18 protein-coding genes and 2 pseudogenes are annotated in these 24,052 nt (G+C 59.3%); 6 read left to right on the plus strand and 14 right to left on the minus strand.

Annotation, left to right across the window (positions count from 1 at the left end; genetic code table 11):
* Nucleotides 1–67: 67 nt before the first annotated feature.
* From HU765_RS17160 to HU765_RS17175, 4 genes are all read right to left on the minus strand, one after another.
* The gene (locus tag HU765_RS17160; protein WP_186621868.1) at nt 68–304 is read right to left on the minus strand and encodes a DUF1653 domain-containing protein; all 237 of its coding nucleotides are present in this window, start codon (nt 302–304) and stop codon (nt 68–70) included.
* 94 nt (nt 305–398) lie between these two features.
* Nucleotides 399–1,574 (minus strand): acetyl-CoA C-acyltransferase FadA, encoded by a 1,176-nt coding sequence (gene fadA / locus HU765_RS17165; protein ID WP_007910465.1) that lies wholly within the window; start codon nt 1,572–1,574, stop codon nt 399–401.
* Between the two features lie 29 nt (nt 1,575–1,603).
* Nucleotides 1,604–3,751, minus strand: coding sequence for a fatty acid oxidation complex subunit alpha FadB (gene fadB / locus HU765_RS17170; RefSeq protein ID WP_186550366.1), 2,148 nt, complete (start codon nt 3,749–3,751; stop codon nt 1,604–1,606).
* A gap of 517 nt (nt 3,752–4,268) precedes the next feature.
* Nucleotides 4,269–4,706: a hypothetical protein gene (locus tag HU765_RS17175; RefSeq protein ID WP_186550364.1), complete on the minus strand. Its 438-nt coding sequence runs from the start codon at nt 4,704–4,706 to the stop codon at nt 4,269–4,271.
* 102 nt (nt 4,707–4,808) lie between these two features.
* On the opposite strand from HU765_RS17175, the gene HU765_RS17180 reads away from it, so the two are divergent.
* Complete coding sequence (locus HU765_RS17180) at nt 4,809–5,246, plus strand: universal stress protein (protein ID WP_186550362.1); 438 nt, start codon at nt 4,809–4,811, stop codon at nt 5,244–5,246.
* A 189-nt stretch (nt 5,247–5,435) separates the two neighbouring features.
* Here the strand turns inward: HU765_RS17180 and HU765_RS17185 are convergent, their stop codons facing one another.
* Nucleotides 5,436–7,358, minus strand: coding sequence for an ATP-binding cassette domain-containing protein (locus HU765_RS17185; RefSeq protein ID WP_186621870.1), 1,923 nt, complete (start codon nt 7,356–7,358; stop codon nt 5,436–5,438).
* Between the two features lie 214 nt (nt 7,359–7,572).
* Between HU765_RS17185 and HU765_RS17190 the strand changes: the two genes are divergently transcribed.
* Nucleotides 7,573–9,501, plus strand: coding sequence for a transglycosylase SLT domain-containing protein (locus HU765_RS17190; RefSeq protein ID WP_186621872.1), 1,929 nt, complete (start codon nt 7,573–7,575; stop codon nt 9,499–9,501).
* Between the two features lie 113 nt (nt 9,502–9,614).
* On the opposite strand, the pseudogene HU765_RS17195 reads toward HU765_RS17190, so the two are convergent.
* Nucleotides 9,615–10,630 (minus strand): annotated as a pseudogene (locus HU765_RS17195) (Fic family protein).
* 57 nt (nt 10,631–10,687) lie between these two features.
* Entirely contained in the window at nt 10,688–12,472 is a 1,785-nt protein-coding gene (locus HU765_RS17200; protein WP_186621875.1) for an ABC transporter transmembrane domain-containing protein, read from the minus strand.
* 258 nt (nt 12,473–12,730) lie between these two features.
* Here HU765_RS17200 and HU765_RS17205 point away from each other — a divergent pair, with 258 nt between their 5' ends.
* Complete coding sequence (locus HU765_RS17205) at nt 12,731–12,910, plus strand: PA1571 family protein (protein ID WP_042609025.1); 180 nt, start codon at nt 12,731–12,733, stop codon at nt 12,908–12,910.
* A 168-nt stretch (nt 12,911–13,078) separates the two neighbouring features.
* On the opposite strand, the gene pdxB is transcribed toward HU765_RS17205, so the two are convergent.
* Nucleotides 13,079–14,221 (minus strand): 4-phosphoerythronate dehydrogenase PdxB, encoded by a 1,143-nt coding sequence (gene pdxB / locus HU765_RS17210; protein WP_186621877.1) that lies wholly within the window; start codon nt 14,219–14,221, stop codon nt 13,079–13,081.
* Between the two features lie 159 nt (nt 14,222–14,380).
* Here pdxB and HU765_RS17215 point away from each other — a divergent pair, with 159 nt between their 5' ends.
* Nucleotides 14,381–15,790: an MATE family efflux transporter gene (locus HU765_RS17215; RefSeq protein WP_186621879.1), complete on the plus strand. Its 1,410-nt coding sequence runs from the start codon at nt 14,381–14,383 to the stop codon at nt 15,788–15,790.
* A gap of 135 nt (nt 15,791–15,925) precedes the next feature.
* Here the strand turns inward: HU765_RS17215 and tusA are convergent, their stop codons facing one another.
* From tusA to rlmM, 3 genes and pseudogenes are all read right to left on the minus strand, one after another.
* Nucleotides 15,926–16,177, minus strand: a complete 252-nt coding sequence (gene tusA, locus HU765_RS17220) for a sulfurtransferase TusA (protein WP_186621881.1) — start codon at nt 16,175–16,177, stop codon at nt 15,926–15,928.
* Nucleotides 16,178–16,235: 58 nt separating this feature from the next.
* A pseudogene (locus HU765_RS26855) lies at nt 16,236–16,370 on the minus strand (metal ABC transporter ATP-binding protein); the annotation flags it as partial.
* Nucleotides 16,342–17,415: a 23S rRNA (cytidine(2498)-2'-O)-methyltransferase RlmM gene (gene rlmM, locus HU765_RS17225; RefSeq protein ID WP_186621883.1), complete on the minus strand. Its 1,074-nt coding sequence runs from the start codon at nt 17,413–17,415 to the stop codon at nt 16,342–16,344. The pseudogene HU765_RS26855 and the gene rlmM, both read right to left, overlap by 29 nt.
* 222 nt (nt 17,416–17,637) lie before the next feature.
* Here rlmM and acnA point away from each other — a divergent pair, with 222 nt between their 5' ends.
* Nucleotides 17,638–20,379, plus strand: coding sequence for an aconitate hydratase AcnA (acnA, locus tag HU765_RS17230; RefSeq protein ID WP_186621884.1), 2,742 nt, complete (start codon nt 17,638–17,640; stop codon nt 20,377–20,379).
* A 301-nt stretch (nt 20,380–20,680) separates the two neighbouring features.
* Here acnA and HU765_RS17235 read toward each other — a convergent pair whose 3' ends face one another.
* On the minus strand, nt 20,681–21,169 hold the full coding sequence (locus tag HU765_RS17235; RefSeq protein ID WP_186621885.1) for an SRPBCC family protein: 489 nt from the start codon (nt 21,167–21,169) through the stop codon (nt 20,681–20,683).
* Nucleotides 21,170–21,444: 275 nt separating this feature from the next.
* Here HU765_RS17235 and HU765_RS17240 point away from each other — a divergent pair, with 275 nt between their 5' ends.
* The gene (locus HU765_RS17240; protein WP_186621886.1) at nt 21,445–21,849 is read left to right on the plus strand and encodes a lysozyme inhibitor LprI family protein; all 405 of its coding nucleotides are present in this window, start codon (nt 21,445–21,447) and stop codon (nt 21,847–21,849) included.
* Between the two features lie 76 nt (nt 21,850–21,925).
* On the opposite strand, the gene mrdA is transcribed toward HU765_RS17240, so the two are convergent.
* Together mrdA and HU765_RS26860 are read right to left on the minus strand one after the other, a co-directional pair.
* Nucleotides 21,926–23,818, minus strand: coding sequence for a penicillin-binding protein 2 (mrdA, locus tag HU765_RS17245; protein ID WP_186621887.1), 1,893 nt, complete (start codon nt 23,816–23,818; stop codon nt 21,926–21,928).
* Nucleotides 23,819–23,868: 50 nt separating this feature from the next.
* On the minus strand, nt 23,869–24,052 hold a 184-nt coding region (locus HU765_RS26860), incomplete at its 5' end, for a hypothetical protein (RefSeq protein WP_238344718.1).

Consider the following 24,052-nt stretch of genomic DNA (forward strand, 5'->3'; position numbering starts at 1 on the left):
GACGCGGCACCGCTATATATAGTTGATACAAGGTGAGGTCAAGCACAGGGTTCTGTGCGCACTCGCCTCAAACCCTGTCAAAAAGGCTCGGTTCAGCTTGCACCAAAGCAAAGCGTGGTACCTGCTCGCCGTCAACTTCGACGGACTCGACGAACATGCTCAACGGGCGCACCCAAAAGCCGTAATCGCCATACAGGGCTTGGTAGAAGACCACCTCTTCTTCGGTCTCGGAGTGCCGCGCAACACTGAATACGCGGTACTGCGGACCTTTGTAATGTTGGTAGAGCCCAGGTTGTATCGGCATGCTTCGGCCCTCACTGAAATTTTTTCAAAATAAAATAAAAAACCCAAAAAACAAAAACCGGGGCACTGGGCCCCGGCTTCCATCGACGAGACGCTTAAACGCGTTCGAAGACGGTGGAGATGCCTTGGCCGAGACCAATGCACATAGTGGCTACCCCGAAGGTGCCGCTATTCTGCTTCATCACATTGAGCAGGGTGCCGGAAATACGCGCACCGGAGCAACCGAACGGGTGACCCAAGGCGATCGCGCCGCCGTGCAGGTTAACCTTCTCGTTCATCTTGTCGAGAACTTTCAAATCTTTCAGCACTGGCAGGGCCTGTGCGGCGAAAGCTTCGTTGAGCTCGAAGAAGTCGATATCGTTGATGCCCAGGCCCGCGCGCTTCAGGGCTTTTTGGGTTGCCGGCACTGGACCATAGCCCATGATTGCCGGATCCACACCAGCCACTGCCATCGAACGGATCACCGCCATCGGCTGGATGCCAAGGTCCTGCGCACGCTGGGCCGACATCACGATCATGCACGAAGCACCATCAGTGATCTGCGACGAAGTACCGGCCGTCACGGTGCCGCCCTTTGGATTGAATGCCGGCTTGAGCGCCGCCAGACTTTCCAGGGTGGTTTCCGGACGAATGGTTTCATCGTAGTCGAACAGTTTCAGGAAACCGTTCTCGTCGTAGCCCTGCATCGGGATGATTTCGTCTTTGAACTTGCCTTCCACAGTTGCCTTGTGGGCCAACTGGTGGGAACGCACGCCGAATGCGTCCTGCTGCTCACGGGTGATGCCGTGCATCTTGCCGAGCATTTCCGCGGTCAGGCCCATCATGCCCGAGGCTTTCGCCGCGTACAGAGACATGTGCGGGTTCGGATCGACACCGTGCATCATGCTCACGTGGCCCATGTGCTCGACGCCGCCGACCACGAACACGTCGCCGTTACCGGTCATGATCGCTTGCGCAGCGGTGTGCAGCGCGCTCATCGACGAACCACACAGACGGCTGACTGTCTGGCCGGCCGAAGTGTGCGGAATCTGGGTCATCAGCGACGCCATGCGCGCGATGTTCCAGCCCTGCTCCAGGGTCTGGTTGACGCAGCCCCAAATCACGTCCTCGACTTCCGCCGGGTCGACCTTGGCATTGCGCTCCAGCAATTTGCTGATCAGGTGCGCCGACATGTCTTCGGCACGGGTGTTGCGGTGCATGCCGCCCTTGGAGCGGCCCATCGGAGTACGACCGAAGTCGACAATCACGACGTCTCTAGGATTCAAGCTCATAAGTTCACTCTCACTCTAGTTGGGGGCGCTTAACCGAAGAAGCTTTGGCCGTTCTTGGCCATTTCGCGCAGCTTCGCGGTCGGGTGGTACAGCGCGCCCAAATCAGCGTACTGGTCAGCCAAGGCAACGAACTCGGCCACACCGATCGAATCGATGTAGCGCAGCGCACCGCCACGGAATGGAGGGAAACCGATGCCGTAGACCAGACCCATGTCGGCCTCGGCAGCCGTTTCAACGATGCCGTCTTCCAGGCAACGCACGGTTTCCAGGCACAGCGGGATCATCATCCAGTTGATGATGTCTTCGTCCGTGACTTCGCGCTGCTCGTAAACGATCGGCTTGAGCACTTCCAGTACCGATGGATCGGCAACTTTCTTCTGCTTGCCTTTCTTGTCGGCCTCGTAGGCGTAGAAACCCTTGCCGTTCTTCTGACCCAGGCGCTTGGCCTCGTAAAGCACATCGATAGCCGAACGACGGTCATCTTTCATGCGGTCCGGGAAACCCTCAGCCATCACGTCACGACCGTGGTGACCGGTGTCGATGCCGACCACGTCCATCAGGTACGCCGGGCCCATCGGCCAGCCGAATTTTTCCATGACCTTGTCGATACGCACGAAGTCGACACCGGCACTGACCAGCTTGGCGAAACCGCCGAAGTAAGGGAACAGCACGCGGTTGACCAGGAAGCCCGGGCAGTCGTTGACGACGATCGGGTTCTTGCCCATTTTCTTGGCGTAGGCAACGGTGGTGGCAACGGCCAGCTCGCTGGACTTCTCGCCACGAATCACTTCCACCAGCGGCATCATGTGCACCGGGTTGAAGAAGTGCATGCCAACGAAGTTTTCCGGACGCTTGAGGGCCTTGGCCAGCAGGCTGATGGAAATGGTCGAGGTGTTGGACGCGAGGATCGTGTCCTCTTTGACCTTGTCTTCGACTTCGGCCAGTACAGCTTGCTTGACCTTCGGGTTCTCGACCACGGCTTCGACAACCAGATCCACGTGACCGAAATCACCGTAGGACAGGGTCGGACGAATGCCGTTGAGCACTTCAGCCATTTTCGCGGCGGTCATGCGGCCTTTATCAACGCGACCGACCAGCAGCTTGGCGGCTTCTGCCAGGCCCTGCTCGATGCCGTGTTCGTTGATGTCCTTCATCAGGATCGGCGTACCTTTGGAAGCCGACTGATAAGCGATACCGCCCCCCATGATGCCAGCGCCGAGTACGGCGGCCTGCTTCACGTCTTTGGCGATTTCATCGTAGGCCTTGGCCTTTTTCTTCAGCTCCTGATCGTTAAGGAACAGACCGATCAAGCTCTGCGCGGCAGAGGTCTTGGCCAGCTTGACGAAACCGGCGGCTTCGACTTCCAGCGCCTTGTCGCGACCGAAGTTGGCGGCTTTCTGAATGGTCTTGATCGCTTCAACCGGCGCCGGGTAGTTCGGGCCAGCCTGACCGGCGACGAAACCTTTGGCGGTTTCGAAAGCCATCATCTGTTCAATGGCGTTCAACTTGAGTTTTTCAAGTTTCGGCTGACGCTTGGCCTTGAAATCGAACTCACCGGAGATGGCGCGCTTGATCAGTTCAAGGGCAGCTTCCTGCAGTTTCTCAGGCGCAACCACGGCGTCGACGGCGCTGACTTTCAACGCGTCTTCGGGACGGTTTTCCTTGCCGGCGGCAATCCACTCGATGGCGTTGTCGACGCCGATCAGGCGCGGCAGGCGGACCGTACCGCCGAAGCCCGGGTAGATGCCCAACTTGACTTCCGGCAGGCCGATCTTGGCCTTGGTGGACATGACGCGGTAATCAGCCGCCAGGCACATTTCCAGACCGCCGCCCAGCGCGATGCCATTGATGGCGGCTACGGTCGGTACGTTGAGGTCTTCGAAATCGCTGAAGATCTTGTTGGCTTCGAGATTGCCAGCAACCAGCTCGGCATCCGGCAGCTTGAAGTTCTCGACAAATTCGGTGATGTCGGCGCCGACGATGAACACGTCCTTGCCACTGCTGACGATCACGCCCTTGATCGAAGCATCTGCCTTGATGGTGTCAACGGCCTGACGCAGCTCGTTCAGGGTTAGACGGTTGAACTTGTTGACGGACTCACCCTTGAGGTCGAATTTCAATTCGACGATGCCACTTTCAAGAGCTTTAACCGTGATGGCTTTACCTTCGTAAATCATCAACTGATCTCCACGATATGGAAGCTGAACAGTACACGTCGGACGCAGGCGAATGGCTCGGCAGGACGCTTTTTCGTCGATGCTAACGCCAATCCACCCGGCACACCCGCCAACGCGATAGTCGGGATTCTGTAGGAGCGGTCAGTAAGACAAACGCTCAATTCATACGCCCGTTTGATTCGGGTACGTCACCTTCACGGAATTTCTGACAATTGTCAATCGCCCAAAATGCCGGTTGAAACGCGACTTTGCGGTCATTTCTGTAAGACAAGGAGAAGCAACACGCACCTGCATGCAGAGCCATTCATAGAATCAATAATTAGAAAATTCGCCCTAATACCTTCACGGCCTTGTTTAACAGGCTACGCTGGCGGGACTACCTGCAAACGTGCCGAGCTTGATCGGCCCGAAAGAATCACCGGCCTGCCTGGCCAATCCCGCCCGATGAATCATGTCGGGCTTTTTATTGCTCGTCTGCCGGACGCTTCGCACCGTTGCAGTGCGAAAAGTCCGAGCATCACGCCAGCGCTTTCAGTGTTGCGTCGATGGTCTGCAAAATCGAGGCATCGCCCTTTTCGCCCCAGTACAAGGCGATCATCTGCTTGTCGGCCTCGATTTTGAAAACGTTGCCTGGCAACTTTTCGAAATGATTGAGCAGCAACCGGTCTTCGCACACTTCCTGCCACTGATTGACCCAGACACCGGGCGTCTTCTGCCAATAAGTCCAACATGCAGGTTGACTGCCGCGCCGGGGCCGGTGGTACTGCGCGCAAGGGTTGGGCGGCTCCTGGGAAAGCCAGTGCGGCCATTCCTGCGGCGCCAGTTGCATGGCCAGGCCGATGCGGCGAGCCTCCATGCGCAGGGCGATGCGACCGCTTTGCGCGCGCGAGGGACGCAACCAGGCCAGCGGGCTTAAAACCACCAGCAGGATTGACACCACTATCCAGACCGTCATATCTCTACTCCCGATTTTTGATGAGCCCATTGCGTTACTTCGCAACCAATGCGCTTGAAACCAGCCATACTTACCAATATTGAACCTTCGGAGGAGCACCTCATGCCCTACCACCACATCCTGGTCGCTGTAGATCTGACTGAAGAGTGCGACCCTGTAATCCACCGCGCCCGCGAGCTGTCGGTGAGTAATGGCGCCAAGCTGTCACTGGTGCACATCGTTGAACCGATGGCCATGGCGTTCGGCGGCGACGTGCCAATGGACCTGTCACAACTGCAACAACAGCAGTTCGATCAGGCCAAGGAGCGCCTTGAAAAGCTGAAATCCAAATACACCGAGCTCGAAGGCGCCAACTGTCACCTGACCTATGGTCAGCCACGCCAGGAAATCCACCATTTCGCCAAGGAACAAACCTGCGACCTGATCGTGGTCGGCAGCCATGGCCGCCATGGTCTGGCGCTGCTGCTTGGCTCGACCGCGAATGACGTGCTGCACGGTGCGCCTTGCGATGTATTGGCGGTGCACCTGGTCAAACGCTGAAACACCGATCAATGTAGGAGTGAGCCTGCTCGCGAATACGTCGGTACATTCAACATGAATGTCGCCTGACACACCGCATTCGCGAGCAGGCTCGCTCCCACATTAATCCGCACCAGCCTTTAGATCGCACTACATACGAAAAGCCCGGCGCTCATCACTGAGCGCCGGGCTTTTTCACGTGCGCATCAATCAGGCATCCAGCTCGGCCCAACGTTCCACCAGCGCATCCAGCTCAGCCTGCAATTGCTCCAGCGAGGCAATCACCTTGGCCGTCTCCGCCGGCGGACGCTGATAGAAACCGGCTTCAGCCATTTCGGCTTCGACCGCTGCGATCTGCTGTTCCTTGGCGTCGATGTCGCCCGGCAGGGCTTCCAGCTCACGCTGCAGCTTGTAGCTCAATTTCTTCTTCGCCGCCGGCGCAGTTGCGGCAGGCGCAGCCACCGGAGCCGGCTCAGCGGTCACCACAGCCGAGTTCAGGTCAGCCTTGCCCGACTTGCTCTCGGTCACGCCCAACAGACGCGGCGAACCGCCCTGACGGATCCAGTCCTGATAGCCGCCAACGTACTCACGGACCTTGCCTTCACCTTCGAAGACCAACGTACTGGTCACCACGTTATCGAGGAATGCCCGGTCGTGACTGACCATCAGCACGGTGCCGTTGAAGGTCAGCAGCACCTCTTCGAGCAGCTCGAGGGTTTCCACATCGAGGTCGTTGGTCGGTTCGTCGAGCACCAGCAGGTTGGCCGGCTTGCTGAACAGCTTGGCCAGCAACAGCCGCGCACGCTCTCCGCCCGACAGCGCCTTGACCGGCGTGCGGGCACGCTGCGGGCTGAAGAGGAAGTCGCCGAGATAGCTGAGTACGTGACGACTCTGGCCATCGATGTCGATGAAGTCGCGACCTTCGGCGACGTTATCGATCACGGTTTTTTCCAGATCCAGTTGGTGGCGCAACTGGTCGAAGTAGGCGACGTCGATCCGGGTGCCCTCTTCGACCTTGCCGCTGGTGGGTTGCAGACCGCTGAGCATCAGCTTCAACAGTGTGGTTTTGCCGGTACCGTTGGCGCCGAGCAGACCGATACGGTCGCCGCGCGTCAACACCATCGAGAAATCCTTGATAAGGAACGGGCCACCCGGGTGCGCGAAGCTGACGTTCTCGAGCACCATCACTTGCTTGCCGGACTTGTCGGCAGTATCCAACTGAATGTTAGCCTTGCCAGTGCGCTCACGACGTTCGCTACGCTCGACGCGCAAGGCTTTCAGGGCGCGGACGCGGCCTTCGTTACGGGTCCGGCGCGCCTTGATGCCCTGACGGATCCAGACTTCTTCCTGGGCCAGTTTTTTGTCGAACAGCGCGTTGGCGGTTTCTTCCGCGGCCAGCGCCGCCTCCTTGTGGACGAGGAAACTGGCGTAGTCGCCGTTCCAGTCGATCAGACCGCCGCGGTCCAGTTCAAGGATGCGCGTGGCGAGGTTTTGCAGAAAGGAACGGTCGTGCGTGATGAACAGCACGGCGCCCTGGAAATCTTTCAGCGCTTCTTCGAGCCAGGCAATCGCACCGATGTCCAGGTGGTTGGTGGGCTCGTCGAGCAGCAGCAGATCCGGCTCGGAGACCAGCGCCTGCGCCAGCAGGACACGGCGACGCCAGCCGCCGGACAGTTCGGCGAGGGTTTTGTCGGCCGGCAATTGCAGGCGGCTCAGAGTGCTGTCGACCAGCGTTTGCAAGCGCCAGCCGTCACGGGCTTCGAGGTCGTGCTGGACGTGCATCAGCTTGTCCAGATCGGCATCGGTGACGATGTTCTGGCTCAGGTGATGATATTCGGCAAGCAAGGCGCCCACGCCATCGAGGCCCTCGGCGACCACGTCGAATACCGTCCGCTCGTCGGCCACCGGCAACTCTTGCGGCAATTCGCCGATTTTCAGACCGGGGGCACGCCACACCGAGCCGTCATCGGGCTTCTGGTCGCCCTTGACCAGTTTCATCATGCTGGACTTGCCAGTGCCGTTGCGACCGATGATGCACACCCGCTCACCACGGGCGATCTGCCAGGACACCTTGTCCAACAACGGCATAGCGCCGAACGCAAGGGACACATCGCTGAATTTGAGCAGGGTCATGAGCTTCTCCAAAAACCGGGCGCGCATTCTACCTGACTTAGGGCTTCAACAGGCCGGCAATTTGTCTGTCGAAGCACTCTGCACAACATTTGTTGCGAACTTATGCGGCGAGGCTTGCAAAGCTTTCGCCGCTTGCTGGCAAAAGGCTAAGCTACAGACAATTCAGTGCTGATCGAGGTCGGCACTTGTCATGATTTCTCTGCCCGGATGTCTCATGCGCAGTCGCCTTTTCAGTGTTTTGTCGTGTTTGCTACTTACCGCCGCTGCCGCTCAATCCGTCCAGGCGGTGGACCTGTCCACCCAACGCCAGTATTACGATGAAGCCAAGCGCGCCCTGGCCAAGGGCGATACCGGCCCGTATTTTCGCTATAGCCAGGCGCTGGCCGATTATCCGCTGGAGCCGTATCTGGCCTACGACGAACTGACGGCACGCCTGAAAACCGCGAGCAATGCGGAAATCGAGAAGTTCCTCGCCGAACATGGCGACCTGCCCCAGGCCAACTGGATGAAACTTCGCTGGTTGCGCTGGCTGGCCGACCGTGGCGACTGGGCAACCTTCGTCAAGTATTACGACCCGAAGCTCAATTTCACCGAACTCGACTGCCTCAACGCGCAGTATCAGATCAGCCATAACCAGAAGGCCGAGGGTTACGCCAATGCTGAAAAACTCTGGCTGACCGGTAAATCGCAACCGGCCGCCTGTGACGCCTTGTTCGGTATCTGGGCTGCCGACGGTCAGCTCACCGAACAGAAACGCTGGGAACGCACCAAACTCGCAGCCCAGGCGCGCAACTATCCGCTGGCCAACAGCCTGATCAACGGCCTGACCACCCTCGCTCCGCGCGGTCGTTTATTGGTTGACGTCGCGCAGAAACCCGAGCTGCTCAACCAACCCTCGCGTTTCACGCCGGCTGATGAGCCGATGTCCGACGTGGTCAGCCTCGGCCTGCGCCGCCTCGCCCGTCAGGACCCGGACAAGGCCATGGCCTTGCTCGACGGCTACGCCAGCAGCATGCATTTTTCCCGCGATGAAAAAGTCGCGATCGCCCGTGAAATCGGTCTGACCCTGGCCCGGCGTTTCGACAGCCGTGCGCTGGACGTGATGACCAAATACGATCCGGAACTGCGTGACAACACCGTGTCGGAATGGCGCCTGCGCCTGTTGCTGCGCCTGGCTCGCTGGGACGACGCGTATGAACTGACCAAACGCCTTCCACAGGATCTGGCCGCCACCAACCGCTGGCGCTACTGGCAGGCGCGCAGCCTGGAGCTGGCACAGCCGCAGAACCCGCAAGTCCAGAGTCTGTACAAAAACCTTGCGCGGGAACGTGACTTCTACGGTTTCCTCGCGGCAGACCGCTCGCAATCGCCGTACTCGCTGAACAATAAGCCGCTGGTCCTCAGCCAGGCGCTGATCAACAAAGTCCGCAACACACCGGGCGTACGCCGCGCCCTGGAATTCCACGCCCGCGGGCAGATCGTCGACGGCCGTCGCGAGTGGTATCACGTCAGCCGCCATTTCAATCGCGACGAAATGGTCGCCCAGGCCAAACTGGCCTATGACTTGAAGTGGTATTTCCCGGCGATCCGCACCATCAGCCAGGCGCAATATTGGGACGATCTGGATATCCGTTTCCCGATGGCCCACCGCGACACCCTGGTGCGTGAAGCCAAGGTCCGCGGCCTGCATTCGAGCTGGGTATTCGCCATCACCCGGCAGGAAAGCGCGTTCATGGACGACGCGCGCTCCGGCGTTGGCGCCAGCGGCCTGATGCAATTGATGCCCGCCACCGCCAAGGAAACCGCACGCAAGTTCAGCATCTCGCTGGCCTCACCGCAGCAAGTGTTCGATCCGGACAAGAATATTCAACTGGGCGCCGCCTACCTGAGCCAGGTGCACAGCCAGTTCAACGGCAACCGCGTGCTCGCCTCCGCCGCCTACAACGCCGGCCCGGGCCGCGTACGTCAGTGGCTGCGCGGCGCCGATCACTTGAGCTTCGACGTGTGGGTGGAAAGCATCCCGTTCGACGAAACCCGCCAGTACGTGCAGAACGTGCTGTCGTACTCGGTGATCTACGGCCAGAAGCTCAACTCGCCACAGCCACTGGTGGATTGGCATGAGCGGTATTTTGATGATCAGTAATCGGTAATACCGGTTACGTAGGAGCTGCCGAAGGCTCAGGACGCGATCGAACGATCTTGCTACACAGAAAATGCCCGCATCTGAATGTGGGCATTTTTTTGAGCGCTGTAAATCTATCGTAGCGCCTGCATCATCTTGAGCTTGCCGGCTTCGGTGAGGAGGTATTTCTGAACGGGACTGTTCGGACTCTGGGGGTCCGTCATTTGTACAAATCCCGCCGCCAGCGCGGGTTTAAGGTAGTTGGATCTGAATGTCGCTTTATGTGTAAGGCCCAACTCACCCATTAGCTCGCTGGTTCTCAGCGCCCGGTTTTCCAATGCTTGCAACAGCTTCTTTACTGGGTCGGTTACTGGGTCGGTCGCGGACTCGCTTTCGACCGCCTCGCGCAGTGCAAGGCTCAACGCGTGGAGCATGTATTCAACAAACGGCGTTGATTCTGCCAGCCGATCTGCCGTCGAAAGCGCAGCGTAATAAGCGTCCTGTTGATCCCGGATAACCGGCTCAACTGGCAAATAGGCAAGCACCGGTCGCCACTGACTGAGAATCAGAGTTTGCCAGAGACGCCCCATCCTCCCATTTCCATCAGCAAAGGGATGAATAAACTCGAATTCGTAATGGAAGACACAACTGATGATCAGCGGATGCCAATCAGATGAGGCAAGCCATGCCAAGAGGTCATCGATCAGATGCGCAATCCGGCTCGGGGGCGGCGCCATATGCACCCGTTGATCGCCTCGGTAGATGCCAACGCCTGTACGGCGCAGTTGCCCACAATCCTCGATCAAACCATGCATCAATAACTCATGGGCGCGCAAAGATCGGGTTTGCTTCCCGGATTCCAACTCGGCATCGACTCGTACGCCGCAAAAGCGTTGTGAACTTCCTGTATCTCTTTGGGCAACCCCAGGACTCGACGCCCGGCAATGACCGCAGTGACCTGCTCAACGCTCAACGTATTGTTTTCGATAGCCAGCGAAGCCTGAATCGTACGGATTCGGTTGCTTCGACGCAGCTGAGGCGTCTGCCGGCTATCGTCCACAGCCAGGAGTTGACCTATCTGTTCGCTGATTTCAGCGATCAGCGTAACCATGCGTGCAGTCAGGGTCAGCGGCGGCTGGTAACGACTCATATCCTCATCCCGGCAATTCATGCGGTTCGCCATGATGCCCGATGTGGGCGCAAGGCATCAGTCCTGTTTAGTCGTCTCATTGCCATCATTGAATTGCAACGCCGCCAGCCGCGCATACAACGGATTGCTCGCGATCAATTCCTGATGTGTCCCGACGGCCACCAGCCTGCCCTGCTCCATCACCGCGATCCGATCGGCGTTTTTCACCGTGGCCAAGCGGTGGGCAATCACCAGCGTGGTGCGATTTTGCATCAGCGTTGGCAGCGCCTGCTGGATCAAATGCTCGCTTTGCGCGTCGAGAGCACTGGTGGCTTCGTCGAGCAGCAGAATCGGCGCGTCCACCAGCAGCGCGCGGGCGATGGCCAGGCGCTGGCGCTGGCCGCCGGACAGGCCGAGGCCACCGTCGCCCAGATGGGTCTGGTAACCGTCGGGCATTTGTTCAATGAAGTCGTGGGCGTGGGCGATTCGTGCGGCTTCCTTGACCTGCGCGAGCGTGGCCGTCGGGCAACCGTAGCGAATGTTTTCCTCCACACTGCCGAAAAACAGCGCAGGCGTTTGCGAGACCAGGGCAAAACAGCGGCGCAGATCCAGTGGATCGAGACGGGTCAGCGGCACGCCATCGAGCAGAATCTGGCCCTCGCGCGGATCGTAAAAGCGCAACAACAAATCGTAAACCGTGGACTTGCCCGCGCCGGACGGCCCGACCAAAGCGAGGGTTTCGCCCGCCTTCACCGTCAGATCCAAGCCATCGACCGCATAGCTTTCTGGGCGCGACGGGTAGGAAAAACGCACGTCGCGAAGCTCAAGTTCGCCTCTGACCCGTGGCGGCAACGTCACCAGACCGGTCGTTGGCGGCTGGATGAAGTTTTCCGAACGCAGCAGTTCGGCGATACGCTCAGCCGCGCCCGCGGCGCGTTGCAGTTCGCCGATGACTTCGCTCAAGGTGCCGAACGCGCTGCCAACGATCAGGCTGTAGAAAACGAACGCCGCCAGCTCACCGGCCGAGATCCGCCCGGCCATCACATCCATGCCGCCGACCCACAACATCACGGCCACAGCGCCGAGCACCAGCACAATCACCAGCGTGATCAGCCATGCACGCTGAAAAATCCGTTTGCGCGCGGTCTCGAACGCCTGCTCGACGGTCGAGGCGAAACGCTGCTCGTCCTGCACTTGATGATTGTAGGCCTGCACGGTTTTGATCTGGCCGAGGGTTTCGGACACGTAGCTGCCTATGTCGGCGATGCGGTCCTGGCTTTGCCGCGACAGATTACGCACGCGTCGGCCAAAGATCAGGATGGGCGCAATCACCAGCGGCAACGCAATCACGACGATGCTGGTGAGCTTCGGATTGGTGATGAACAGCAGCACCACGCCGCCGATGACCATCAACAGGTTGCGCAGAAACAATGACAGCGACGAGCCGATCACCGATTGCAACAGCGTCGTGTCCGCGGTCAGTCGCGACTGGATCTCCGAGCTGCGGTTGTCCTCATAGAACCCCGGATGCAAATACACCAGATGATTGAACACTTGGCGGCGGATGTCGGCGACTACGCGCTCGCCTATCCAGGACACCAGATAGAAACGGGCGAAAGTGCCCACCGCCAGTGCAAACACCAGCAACATGAAAATCCCGATGGACTGATTGAGCAGGTCCGGCGATTGGGTCATGAAGCCCTGATCGACCAATAGCTTGATGCCCTGCCCCATCGACAAGGTAATGCCGGCAGTGGCGATCAGTGCCAGCAGCGCGCCAAAGGCCTGCCAGCGATACGGCAGGAGAAAATGACTGGTCAGGCGCAGGGCGCGCCGGTGCCGGGAAGAAAGCATTGAGATCATGGAATTCACGTCTGCGCTGATGAATAGGGCCAGCCTGATGACTCAGATGGGGTGGAACTCTGTAAATCACAATGAGTCAGGTTAAATATGCCCGTGATGTCCGGATGCTAGAAACGATTGGTCTAAGGCTCCGGTTGAGGCCGGCCGACATTTCTGTTTGAGTAGAGATGCCGCCGGCCGACAGACCGCAGGGAGTTGTCATCGCCTGGTCACGCGGCGGTTTTACCCTAGGCACGCAACCTGATGAGGAGACAGGCCATGTCCTTGCAACACAGCAGCGAAGACAAGATTGAAGTGATCCGCACCCAGCCCGACCAGTCTCTGGGGTGCTCGATTATCGATGAGCAGGGCCGCGAAGTACCGATCACCGAAAACATGATTCAGGACGCTTGTCGCGAACTGGAGAAGCGATTGGTCAAGCCTGCCGAACAAGAGTGATATAGCCACCGTCTTCCTGACCCGGCCCTGGTTGGCCGGGTTTTTTCTACCTGTAATTCAGGATCGGTGGTATGGCTTTCGCGAGCAGGCTCGCTCCCACAGGGGGGCTTCAGCGAACAGAAGGTCTTTGTGGGAGCGAGCCTGCTCGCGAATCGGTCACCTCGGTTTCTAGACGGCCACCGCCCCCAGCGCCGCCACGATCTGCCGCAACGCCGGCGAAGCCCCTTCAATCCGCACCTTCAGCCCTTCGATTTCGCGTCGCACCGGATACTGTTTACGCAACACATCAAATGCCGCACGTTGCTCAGCGACATTGCCTGCCAGACTGCGGCGAAAATCCGCATCATCACGGCGCGGGTCATACACGCCACGGCACAACATCGCCAGCGCCCATGCAGGGTCGCTGTCGCCGTGCAGGGAAACTTCCGACAACCACGGTGCCGGCAGCAGATCACTGAGCTGGATACTGGCGGGCTGGCCAGTGAACGTGCAGTAGGCCTGATAGATCTGTGCGGTGCCGCGCTGCTTGCCGTCGAGGCTGTATCCGGCAATGTGCGGCGTCGCCAATACACAGAGCTCGGCCAGCGCAGCATCGACTTCGGGCTCTTTTTCCCAGACGTCGAGCACCGCTTGCAGGTCTTCACGCTCCAGCAGCACCTCACGCAGCGCGGCATTATCGACAACAGGGCCGCGCGCGGCATTGATCAGCCAGGCGCCTTGCTTGAGTTGCTGTAAACGCGGCTGATCGAACAGATGCCAGGTCGCATCGAAGCCGGTGCGCGTCAGTGGCGTATGCAGGCTGATCACGTCGCACTGTTCGATGATCTGCTCGATACTGACGTAATCGCCGCCCTCGACGGCCTGACGCGGTGGATCGCAGACCTTGACGTTCCAACCGAGACTCTTCAAGACCTTGATCAAGCGACCGCCGACTTCACCGGCACCGACGACACCGTACGTACGCTGGGACAGATCGGCGCCTTCGATCTCGGCCAGCGTCATAAGACTGCCCAGTACGTAATCGACGACGCCACGGGCATTGCAGCCCGGCGCGCTCGACCAGGTAATACCGGCCTCATTGAAGTAATCAAGATCCAGATGGTCGGTGCCGATGGTGCAGGTGCCGACAAAGCGCACCTTGCTGCCCTCGAGCAGCGTACGGCTGACATTGGTCACCGAACGCACCAGCAATACATCGGCCTGCTCCACCGTCGCGCGATCAATGGAACGGCCCGGCACGCGGCGGATTTCGCCGAAACCGGCAAAAAAATCATCGAGCAGCGGAATATTTTCGTCGGCAACAATCAGCATGGCGGGCTCCTTGGGCGGATCGGCAGTTTAGGTGCAGACGCGTCGATCAGCCAGCAGGGTTTACGCTTACAAATCCGCAACAGAGGATTTTTCCTGACCAAGGCGTCAGCGGCGTAGAATGCGGCGCCTTGCGCATCAACCTCTGTGGACGCTTTGCCTGTGAATTCCGTACCTGACCAACCCGCCGCCGTTTCCCTGACCCGCCCTGCGCGGGTTCGCCTGGAGTTCAAGAACCTGCTCGCCCTGGCGGTGCCGATCATCATCGCGCAACTGGCGACCACGGCCATGGGCTTTGTCGATGCGGTGATGGCCGGACGCGTCGGGCCCAAGGACCTGGCAGCCGTGGCGCTGGGCAATTCGATCTGGGTGCCGGTCTTTCTGTTGATGACCGGGACGTTGCTGGCGACGACGCCAAAAGTCGCCCAGCGTTTCGGCGCTGGCAAGCACAGCGAGATTGGTCCGATCGTGCGGCAGGCGTTGTGGCTGGCGCTGGTGGTGGGCTTGATTGCAACCGCTATGCTGGTTGCCGCCGAACCGATTTTGCATGTGATGAAAGTAGACCCCGAGTTGATCGGCCCGTGCATGCAGTACCTGCACGGGATCGCTAGCGGGCTACCGGCGGTGGCGTTCTACCATGTGCTGCGCTGCACCAGCGACGGCATCGGCCGGACCCGCCCGGCCATGGTACTGGGCCTTTGCGGTCTGGCGCTGAACATCCCGTTGAATTACATCTTCATTTACGGCCATTTCGGCGTGCCGGCGATGGGCGGTGTCGGCTGCGGCTGGGCCACGGCTATCGTAATGTGGGTGATGGCGCTGGGCCTGGCCGGTTACGAGCGTTGGGCGCCGGCTTATCGTTCAAGCGAGCTGTTCAGCCGCTTCGACTGGCCGCAGTGGGCGGTGATCAAGCGTCTGCTGTCGATTGGCTTGCCGATCGGCATTGCGGTGTTTGCCGAGTCGAGTATCTTCGCCGTGATCGCGCTGTTGATCGGCAGCCTCGGTGCCACGGTAGTGGCCGGGCATCAGATTGCGCTGAACGTCAGTTCGCTGGTGTTCATGATCCCTTACTCGCTGGGCATGGCCGTTACCGTGCGCGTCGGCCAGGCGTTGGGCCGTGAAGAACCGCGCGAGGCGCGTTTTGCCGCCGGCGTCGGCATGGGCACGGCACTGGCCTACGCCTGCCTGTCGGCCAGCCTGATGTTGTTGCTGCGCGAGCCGATTGCGGCGATCTATACGGCTGACCCGACGGTGATTCACATCGCGGCGATGCTGATTGTGTATTCGGCGCTGTTTCAGTTTTCCGACGCCATCCAGGTCACCGCAGCCGGCGCCCTGCGCGGGTATCAGGACACGCGTGTCACCATGATCCTGACCTTGTTCGCTTATTGGGGCATTGGCTTGCCGGTGGGTTACGCACTGGGCCTGACCGACTGGCTCGGCGAGCCACGCGGCCCGAGCGGTTTGTGGCAGGGCCTGATCGTCGGCTTGAGTTGCGCGGCCCTGATGCTGTCGATCCGCCTGACGCGCAGTGCGCGCAAGCGGATCCGGATCAGTCGTTCGGCGGGTTGAAGACTTTACTCAGAACGAAAAAATGTGGCAGCGGGCTTGCTCGCGAATGCAATGGATCAGTCGCCATCACAGTGACTGATAGACCGCATTCGCGAGCAAGCCCGCTCCCACATTTGGTTTTATGCCAGCCTTGATTCAGGCGAGCTTCTTGCGGATCCAGTACAGATAAGTACCGGACTCTTCGTGCTGGCTGACCAATTCATGGTCGAGGAACACGCAAAACTTGGGAATATCGCGCTTGGTCGAAGGGTCGGTGGCGATCACTTTGAGCAGGCCACCGGGCACCAGATCGCGGATGTGCTGATGCAGCATCATCACCGGTTCCGGGCAATTGAGGCCGGTGGCGTCGAGGGTGCCGTCGACCGGGGTATCGATCATTTCACTCATGATTTACTCCAGAAACTGGCCGGCATTGTCGCGCATTGCCGGGGGAGTCGTCTAACCCCTGTGGGAGCGAGCCTGCTCGCGAATGCGGTGTTTCATCCAGCATTGATGTCGGCTGATAAGACGCCTTCGCGAGCAGGCTCGCTCCTACAAGGGTTTGCGCTGTTTCAGCGGGATTTCGGTTTTTTCGTGTCATGCCGACGCAAATGGCAGGTCACTTCCTCGCGGTCGTGATACAGCTGCTTGCAGCCGATATCGACTTTGATCCCACGCGCCTTGAAACCATCGGCGATGCGTTCAAGCAGACGCTTCACTTCAGCGTACCGCTGCTTCATCGGCAATTTCAGGTTTACCACTGCCTCGCGGCAATGCCCCTCGCCGATCCACTCTTCGAGCATCGCGGCGTTACGCGCCGGTTTCTCGACGATGTCGCAGACCATCCAGTCCACCGGTTGTTTGGGCTTGAAGGTAAAACCGTCGGCCATCAAATGCTGCACCAGCCCGGTGTCCATCAGGCTTTCGGCCATCGGACCGTTGTCGATGGCGGTGACCAGCATGCCGCGGTTGACCAGTTGCCAGGTCCAGCCGCCCGGTGCGGCGCCGAGGTCGACACCGGTCATGTCGCTGTGCAGGCGATCGTCCCATTGATCGCGCGGAATGAAGTGATGCCAGGCCTCTTCCAGCTTCAACGTCGAACGGCTCGGAGCCTCACGGGGAAACTTCAGGCGCGGAATGCCCATCGGCCACATCGCCGAGTTGCCCGCATCGGCCATGCCGAGAAACACTTCGCGACCGCTTTTGAAAGTCAGCAACAGACGCGGCTTGCTGGCGTCCTCGATCAGCTTGCCGGCGGCGGTCAACGCCTTGCGTAGCGGACCTTCGAATTTCTTGCAGAAGTTCGACAGTTCCTTGCCGTCGTTGGTGTCGACAACTTCCAGCCACAGGCTGCCAAACACCGGGAAGTCGGCCATGTGCGCGAGGATCACGCTGATGCGATCGTTTTCCGGCAAATCAATGAAGAAGCCGCGCGCCCACTGGCGCGGGAAGATCAGCTCGGCAAAACGCTGGCCGCGCATCAGACGTTCGGCGCCGTCTGCTTCGGTGCAGACAAACTCGGCGCACGCGGCGGCCGCTTTGGCCTTGGCGTAGCCGGCCACGTTGAGCCGGGCGGCGAGGTCGGAAATCTCCGAGCAGACTTCGCCCTCGAAGCCGGGCCGGCAATGCATGAATAGGGTGCTCATTCTTACTCCTGGGCAGCGGACGATGATTCGGCCCCTGCGCGATGCTCAAGCCTTGCGTTGCCGCAACGCCTGTCACGAAAACCGGCGCATGATAGCTGAAGTCGGAACCATGGTTGCGCCCATAGAGTCCAGTTATTAGCCAGCTACTCAAAACAGGGCTAGGTTTAAGGCTCTGTCCGTCCCCTCAATCCGTAGCCGTGCGGATTCAAAGGAGTGATCGTAATGCCGTCCCTCGATAGCCTGAATGCTCTCAAAACCTTGAAAATCGATGACAAGACCTACCACTATTTCAGCCTGCCGGACGCCGCCAAGACCTTGGGCGACCTCGACAAGCTGCCGATGTCGCTGAAAGTCCTGCTGGAAAACCTGCTGCGCTGGGAAGATGAAAAAACCGTCACCGGCGCCGACCTCAGGGCATTGGCCGCCTGGCTCAAGGAGCGCCGCTCCGACCGGGAAATCCAGTACCGCCCGGCCCGCGTATTGATGCAGGATTTTACCGGTGTCCCCGCCGTGGTCGACCTCGCCGCGATGCGCGCGGCGATGGCCAAGGCCGGCGGCGACCCGCAGCGGATCAATCCGTTGTCGCCGGTGGATCTGGTGATCGACCACTCGGTAATGGTCGATAAATTTGCCAGTGCCAGCGCCTTCGAACAGAACGTCGACATCGAAATGCAGCGCAACGGCGAGCGTTACGCCTTTTTGCGCTGGGGCCAGAGCGCGTTCGATAACTTCAGCGTGGTACCGCCGGGCACCGGCATCTGCCACCAGGTCAACCTCGAATACCTCGGCCGCACGGTATGGACCAAAGATGAAGACGACCGCACCTACGCCTTCCCCGACACACTGGTCGGCACCGACTCGCACACCACCATGATCAACGGCCTCGGCGTACTCGGCTGGGGCGTCGGCGGGATCGAGGCGGAAGCGGCAATGCTCGGGCAACCCGTGTCGATGCTGATTCCGGAAGTGATCGGCTTCAAACTGACCGGCAAACTCAAGGAAGGCATCACCGCCACCGACCTGGTGTTGACGGTGACGCAGATGCTGCGCAAGAAAGGCGTGGTCGGCAAATTCGTCGAGTTTTATGGCGACGGCCTCGCCGACTTGCCGCTGGCCGATCGCGCAACCATCGCCAACATGGCCCCGGAATATGGTGCGACCTGCGGTTTCTTCCCGGTCGATGATGTGACACTGGACTACCTGCGCCTGTCCGGCCGGCCGGCCGAAGTGGTGAAACTGGTCGAGGCATACACCAAGGCTCAGGGCCTGTGGCGCCTGCCGGGCCAGGAACCGGTATTCACTGACAGCCTGGCGCTGGACATGGGCAGCGTCGAAGCCAGCCTGGCCGGACCGAAACGCCCGCAGGACCGCGTCTCGCTGCCGAATGTCGCCCAGGCGTTCAGCGATTTTCTCGACCTGCAATTCAAGCCCACCAGCAAGGAAGAAGGACGCCTGGAAAGCGAAGGCGGTGGTGGCGTCGCAGTGGGCAATGCCGATCTGGTCGGCGAAGCCGAATATGAATACGAAGGCCGCACCTATCGCTTGAAAAACGGCGCGGTGGTGATCGCAGCAATCACCTCCTGCACTAACACGTCCAACCCCAGCGTGATGATGGCTGCCGGGCTGCTGGCGAAAAAAGCCGTGGAAAAAGGCCTGACCCGCAAACCCTGGGTAAAGAGTTCGCTGGCACCGGGGTCGAAAGTCGTTACGGATTACTACAAGGCTGCCGGGCTGACGCAGTATCTTGACCAGTTGGGCTTCTCGCTGGTCGGTTATGGCTGCACCACTTGCATCGGCAACTCCGGGCCGCTGCCGGAACCGATCGAGAAAGCCATCCAGAAAGCCGATCTTACCGTGGCGTCGGTGTTGTCCGGCAACCGCAACTTTGAAGGACGGGTGCATCCGCTGGTAAAAACCAACTGGCTGGCCTCGCCGCCACTGGTGGTTGCCTATGCCTTGGCCGGCAGCGTACGCAGCGACATCAGCAGCGAGCCGTTGGGCCATGACCCGCAAGGCAATCCAGTGTATCTGCGCGATATCTGGCCGAGCAGCCAAGAGATCGCCGACGCGGTAAATCAGGTCAACACGGCGATGTTCCATAAGGAATACGCCGAAGTCTTCGCCGGGGACGAACAGTGGCAAGCCATCGCGGTGCCGCAAGCCGCGACTTATGTCTGGCAGGACGACTCGACTTATATCCAGCATCCGCCGTTTTTTGACGACATTTCCGGTCCGCTGCCACAGATCGAAGACGTCAAAGGTGCTCGCGTGCTGGCCCTGCTCGGTGACTCGGTGACCACCGACCACATCTCCCCCGCCGGCAATATCAAGGCCGACAGCCCCGCCGGCCGGTACTTGCGGGAAAAAGGCGTCGAGCCGCGGGACTTCAATTCCTACGGTTCACGTCGTGGCAACCACGAAGTGATGATGCGCGGCACCTTCGCCAACATCCGTATCCGCAATGAAATGCTCGGTGGCGAGGAAGGTGGCAACACGATCTACATGCCCACCGGGGAAAAAATGGCGATCTATGACGCGGCCATGAAATATCAGGCTTCGGGCACGCCACTGGTGGTGATTGCCGGGCAGGAATATGGCACCGGTTCGAGCCGGGACTGGGCGGCCAAGGGCACCAATCTGCTCGGTGTCAAAGCGGTCATCGCCGAGAGCTTCGAACGGATTCACCGTTCCAATCTCGTGGGCATGGGCGTACTGCCGCTGCAGTTCAAGCTCGATCAGAACCGCAAAAGCCTCAATCTGACCGGCAAGGAGACCTTCGAAATTCAGGGCCTGAGTGGTGTCGAGTTGACGCCGCGGATGAACCTGCCGCTGATCATCACTCGCGAGGATGGACGTCAGGAGAGGATCGAGGTGCTGTGCCGGATCGATACGTTAAATGAGGTGGAGTACTTCAAGGCGGGCGGGATCTTGCACTATGTCTTGCGCCAGCTGATTGCCTCCTGATTGATCCTGTATCGTGTGGTGGGGGAATAAATCCCCCACCACAATCTCACACGCCACCGTTGCAGATGTTTTTCTGCAGGCGAAAAAAAACCCGCCGAAGCGGGTTTTTCCCAAGACCATTATCGACTCCCTGTCGGCAGCGATCCTTGCAATGGTCGATCGTCCTTGATCCTGAAACACTCCCTGTGTCTCAGTTGATGTGTGTAGATTACGCAGTGGATCCAATCAGCAATAGTCGTAAAAGCTACCAGCGCGTGTAAGACATTCGCCATAAGACGACTTCCGAAAAACCTTAGACCTGTCAGGCACTGCCGCTTTGGCGCGTCTTCGCCGCCTCGGCAAGAAACTGCTCAAGTCGGCTCAGTTGCTCCTCCCAGCCCCGACTGTCCATGTAATACGCTTCTTTCTGGCGAATATCGGGAATATGGGCAAAACCGGACTCGGAGACCTTGAGCAGGGTGCCGTTTTCGTAATCTTGCAATTCGAATCTGACCAGCGTGGTCGGCTCCTGGGAATAATCGATCTTGGGATTCACCGCATACGGATGCCAACGAAACGAGAATAGCTGCTGCGGCTCGACCCGCTCGATCAGCACATTCCACAGGACGTGTTCATAACCTGGGTAGGTGACCTGCCCCTGCGTCCATTCCCCGGCAATAAACCGCCTGCCCTCCAGCGCCACGCCAAACCACTGGCCGAACGCCTCGGCATCGACCAAAGCCCGCCAGACGTACGAGCGCGGCGCCTTGAGCGTGATTTTGCGTTCGAAACTGTTAGGTACTGGTTTCATACGTCACCTCCTGTTCTGAACACTAGGCTTGTATGACCACATGTCCAATCTGAAGTTGTATCAAACCCGTGCAGCCACCGTATCAGTCAGGAAAAATAAGGCGCATTTGCCACCCCGACAACTGGCTACGATTGGCTGATACGGCTGTCGCCGGTGGTGTGGTTTTACTACTCGGACACCCGACAGATACCAGCGTCTCGACTGCGTCGACTGAGTAAGCGCGACGCAATCGCTACACTGTTCGGCACTTACCTCCGAAACAGCGAGAATTGCCCATGTCCCCCCGTTTACTCTTGGCCCTGTCGCCCTTCCTGTTCGTACCGTTCGCCCAGTCTGCCGTCGACTGCGCCAACGCCGGCGATCAGGCAACGATGAATCAGTGTGCCGGTCAGGCGTACAAAGCAGCGGATAAAGAGCTGAACACGCTGTATCAACAGATCACCGGGCGCTTGAAGAACAATCCGGACAGCAAAAAAATGCTGGTTACCGCGCAAAGGGCCTGGATCGGCTTCCGTGATGCCGAATGCCAGTTTTCGGCGTCCGGCGTGGCGGGCGGTAGCGTTTATCCATTGGTTTACAGCCAATGCCTCACCGCCGTGACCAAGGCACGGGTAGAGGCGCTGAAGCCGTATTTGCAGTGCGAGGAAGGCGACCTGAGCTGCCCGGTGCCAGGAGCCTGATCGCGATCACCTATTTATCGAGCGCTTCACGGCACCCGCTCAGCTTGCGTGAGCCAGTGCTGTGAAGCCGTCGCGATCAAACGTGCGGGTCACCCGGCGCTTTGCTTGGCGCGGCGTACTGCGGCTTGAGATGGCCGTCCTGGTCGAGTAACCAGGCGTCCATGATCTGCCGCACCACCGGGCCCGCCACCCGACCACCGGCCTCGCCGTTTTCGATCATCACCGAAATCGCGATCTTCGGATGCTCCGCCGGTGCGAAGCCGACGAACAAGGCGTTGTCACGGTGGCGCTCGAGGGTTTTCTCGCGGTTGTAGCGCTCGCCCTGCTTGATTGCCACCACTTGCGCCGTACCACTCTTGCCGGCGATGCGGTATTGCGCACCGACCGCGGCCGCACGGGCGATGCCCCGGGCGTCGTGCATGACCATCTGCATGCCATGATTGACCTGCTCCCAGTCGCGCGGATCCTTGAGCAGGATATTCGGCATAGGGTGTTCGTCGACCGGTGCGACGCCATCGACAGTTTTGGCCAGATGCGGTCGGTTCCACACGCCTTTGTTGGCGATCAATGCCGTGGCTTGCGCCAATTGCAGCGGCGTGACCTGCATATAGCCCTGGCCAATGCCGAGGATCACGGTTTCGCCGGGATACCACGCCTGACGGCGCGTGGCGCGCTTCCAGGCTTGAGATGGCATCAGGCCCGGGGATTCCTCAAACATGTCCAGCGAGACTTTCTCGCCCAGGCCGAACATCGCCATGTAGTCGTGCAGACGATCAATGCCCAGCTTGTGCGCCAAATCGTAAAAGTAGGTGTCATTGGAGCGCATGATCGCCGCGTCCATGTCTACCCAGCCGTCGCCGCTGTGGTTCCAGTTGCGGTACTTGTGATCGAAGTCCGGCAGTTGGTAATAACCTGGGTCGAAAACACGGGTCTGCGGCGTGACGACGCCGGCATCGAGACCGGCGATTGCGACTTCCGGCTTGATAGTCGAACCCGGGGCGTAAAGTCCGCGCAGCACACGGTTGAACAGCGGCCGGTCGATGGAATCTCGCAGCGCCGAATATTGCTTGGAACTGATGCCGGTGACAAACAGGTTCGGGTCGAAACTCGGGTTGCTGACCATCGCCAGCACTTCGCCGGTCGCTGGATCAAGCGCAACCACCGAGCCTCGACGATCCCCCAGCGCGGCTTCTGCGGCCTGCTGCAACTTGACGTCGAGGCTCAACACGATGTTTTTGCCCGGTATCGGATCGGTGTGTTTAAGCACACGCAGCACCCGGCCCTGAGCATTGGTTTCGACTTCTTCGTAACCGACGTGACCGTGCAGTTGCGCCTCGTAGAAGCGCTCGATCCCGGTCTTGCCGATGGATTGAGTACCGCGATATTCAACCGGGTCGAGCACCTTGGATTCTTTTTCATTGATACGGCCGACGTAGCCGATCGAATGGGCGAAATGCGCACCGAGTGGATAATGACGGACGAACTGCGGCTCGACATCCAGGCCCGGCAAGCGGAACTCATTGACCGCGAGTACGGCGATCTGCTCTTCCGTCAGCTCATAGAACAATGTCACTGGCGTAAACGGGTGGCGGGACTGCTTCATGGCTTTATCGAATACCGTACGGTCTTCGGCAGGCAAATGAAGAAGGCTGATGACCTCGTCCAGCTCCCGATTGACATCAGTGGCGCGCTCGCGGGTGATGGTCAGGTTGAAGCTGGGACGGTTATCGGCGAGCAGGACACCGTTGCGGTCGTAGATCAGGCCCCGTGTCGGCGGGATCGGCAAGACATGCACGCGGTTGTTTTCAGAGATTGTCGAGTGGTAGTCGAATTCCACCACTTGCAGGATGTATAGCCGTATCACCAAGGCGCAACTGACGGCGAAGACAAACAGGGCGCAGGCGATCAACCGTTTGTTGACCAGGCGCGTTTCTTTTTCATGATCCTTGATCGGGATAGGTTCAGGCATTTCTACAGCAACTCTTTGACATAATTGAGTGCCGATCCATGGGCATGGCATCAGTCCGTTAAAAAACGAGCTGCACCATACCAAAAACTGCGCGGTGACTTCAGAAGGATTTTCCCGACGGCAGCGCTTGCGAAGGTAGCGTTCGCCGGGATAGCAAAACTTTCTCGCAGGCAAAACAAAACCCCAACTGCTTTCGCAATTGGGGTTTCGGAATTTAATCTTGACGATGACCTA

The sequence above is a fragment of the Pseudomonas sp. SWRI81 genome (genome assembly GCF_014268545.1).
In the GTDB taxonomy this organism is placed as follows: Bacteria; Pseudomonadota; Gammaproteobacteria; order Pseudomonadales; family Pseudomonadaceae; genus Aquipseudomonas; species Aquipseudomonas hamedanensis.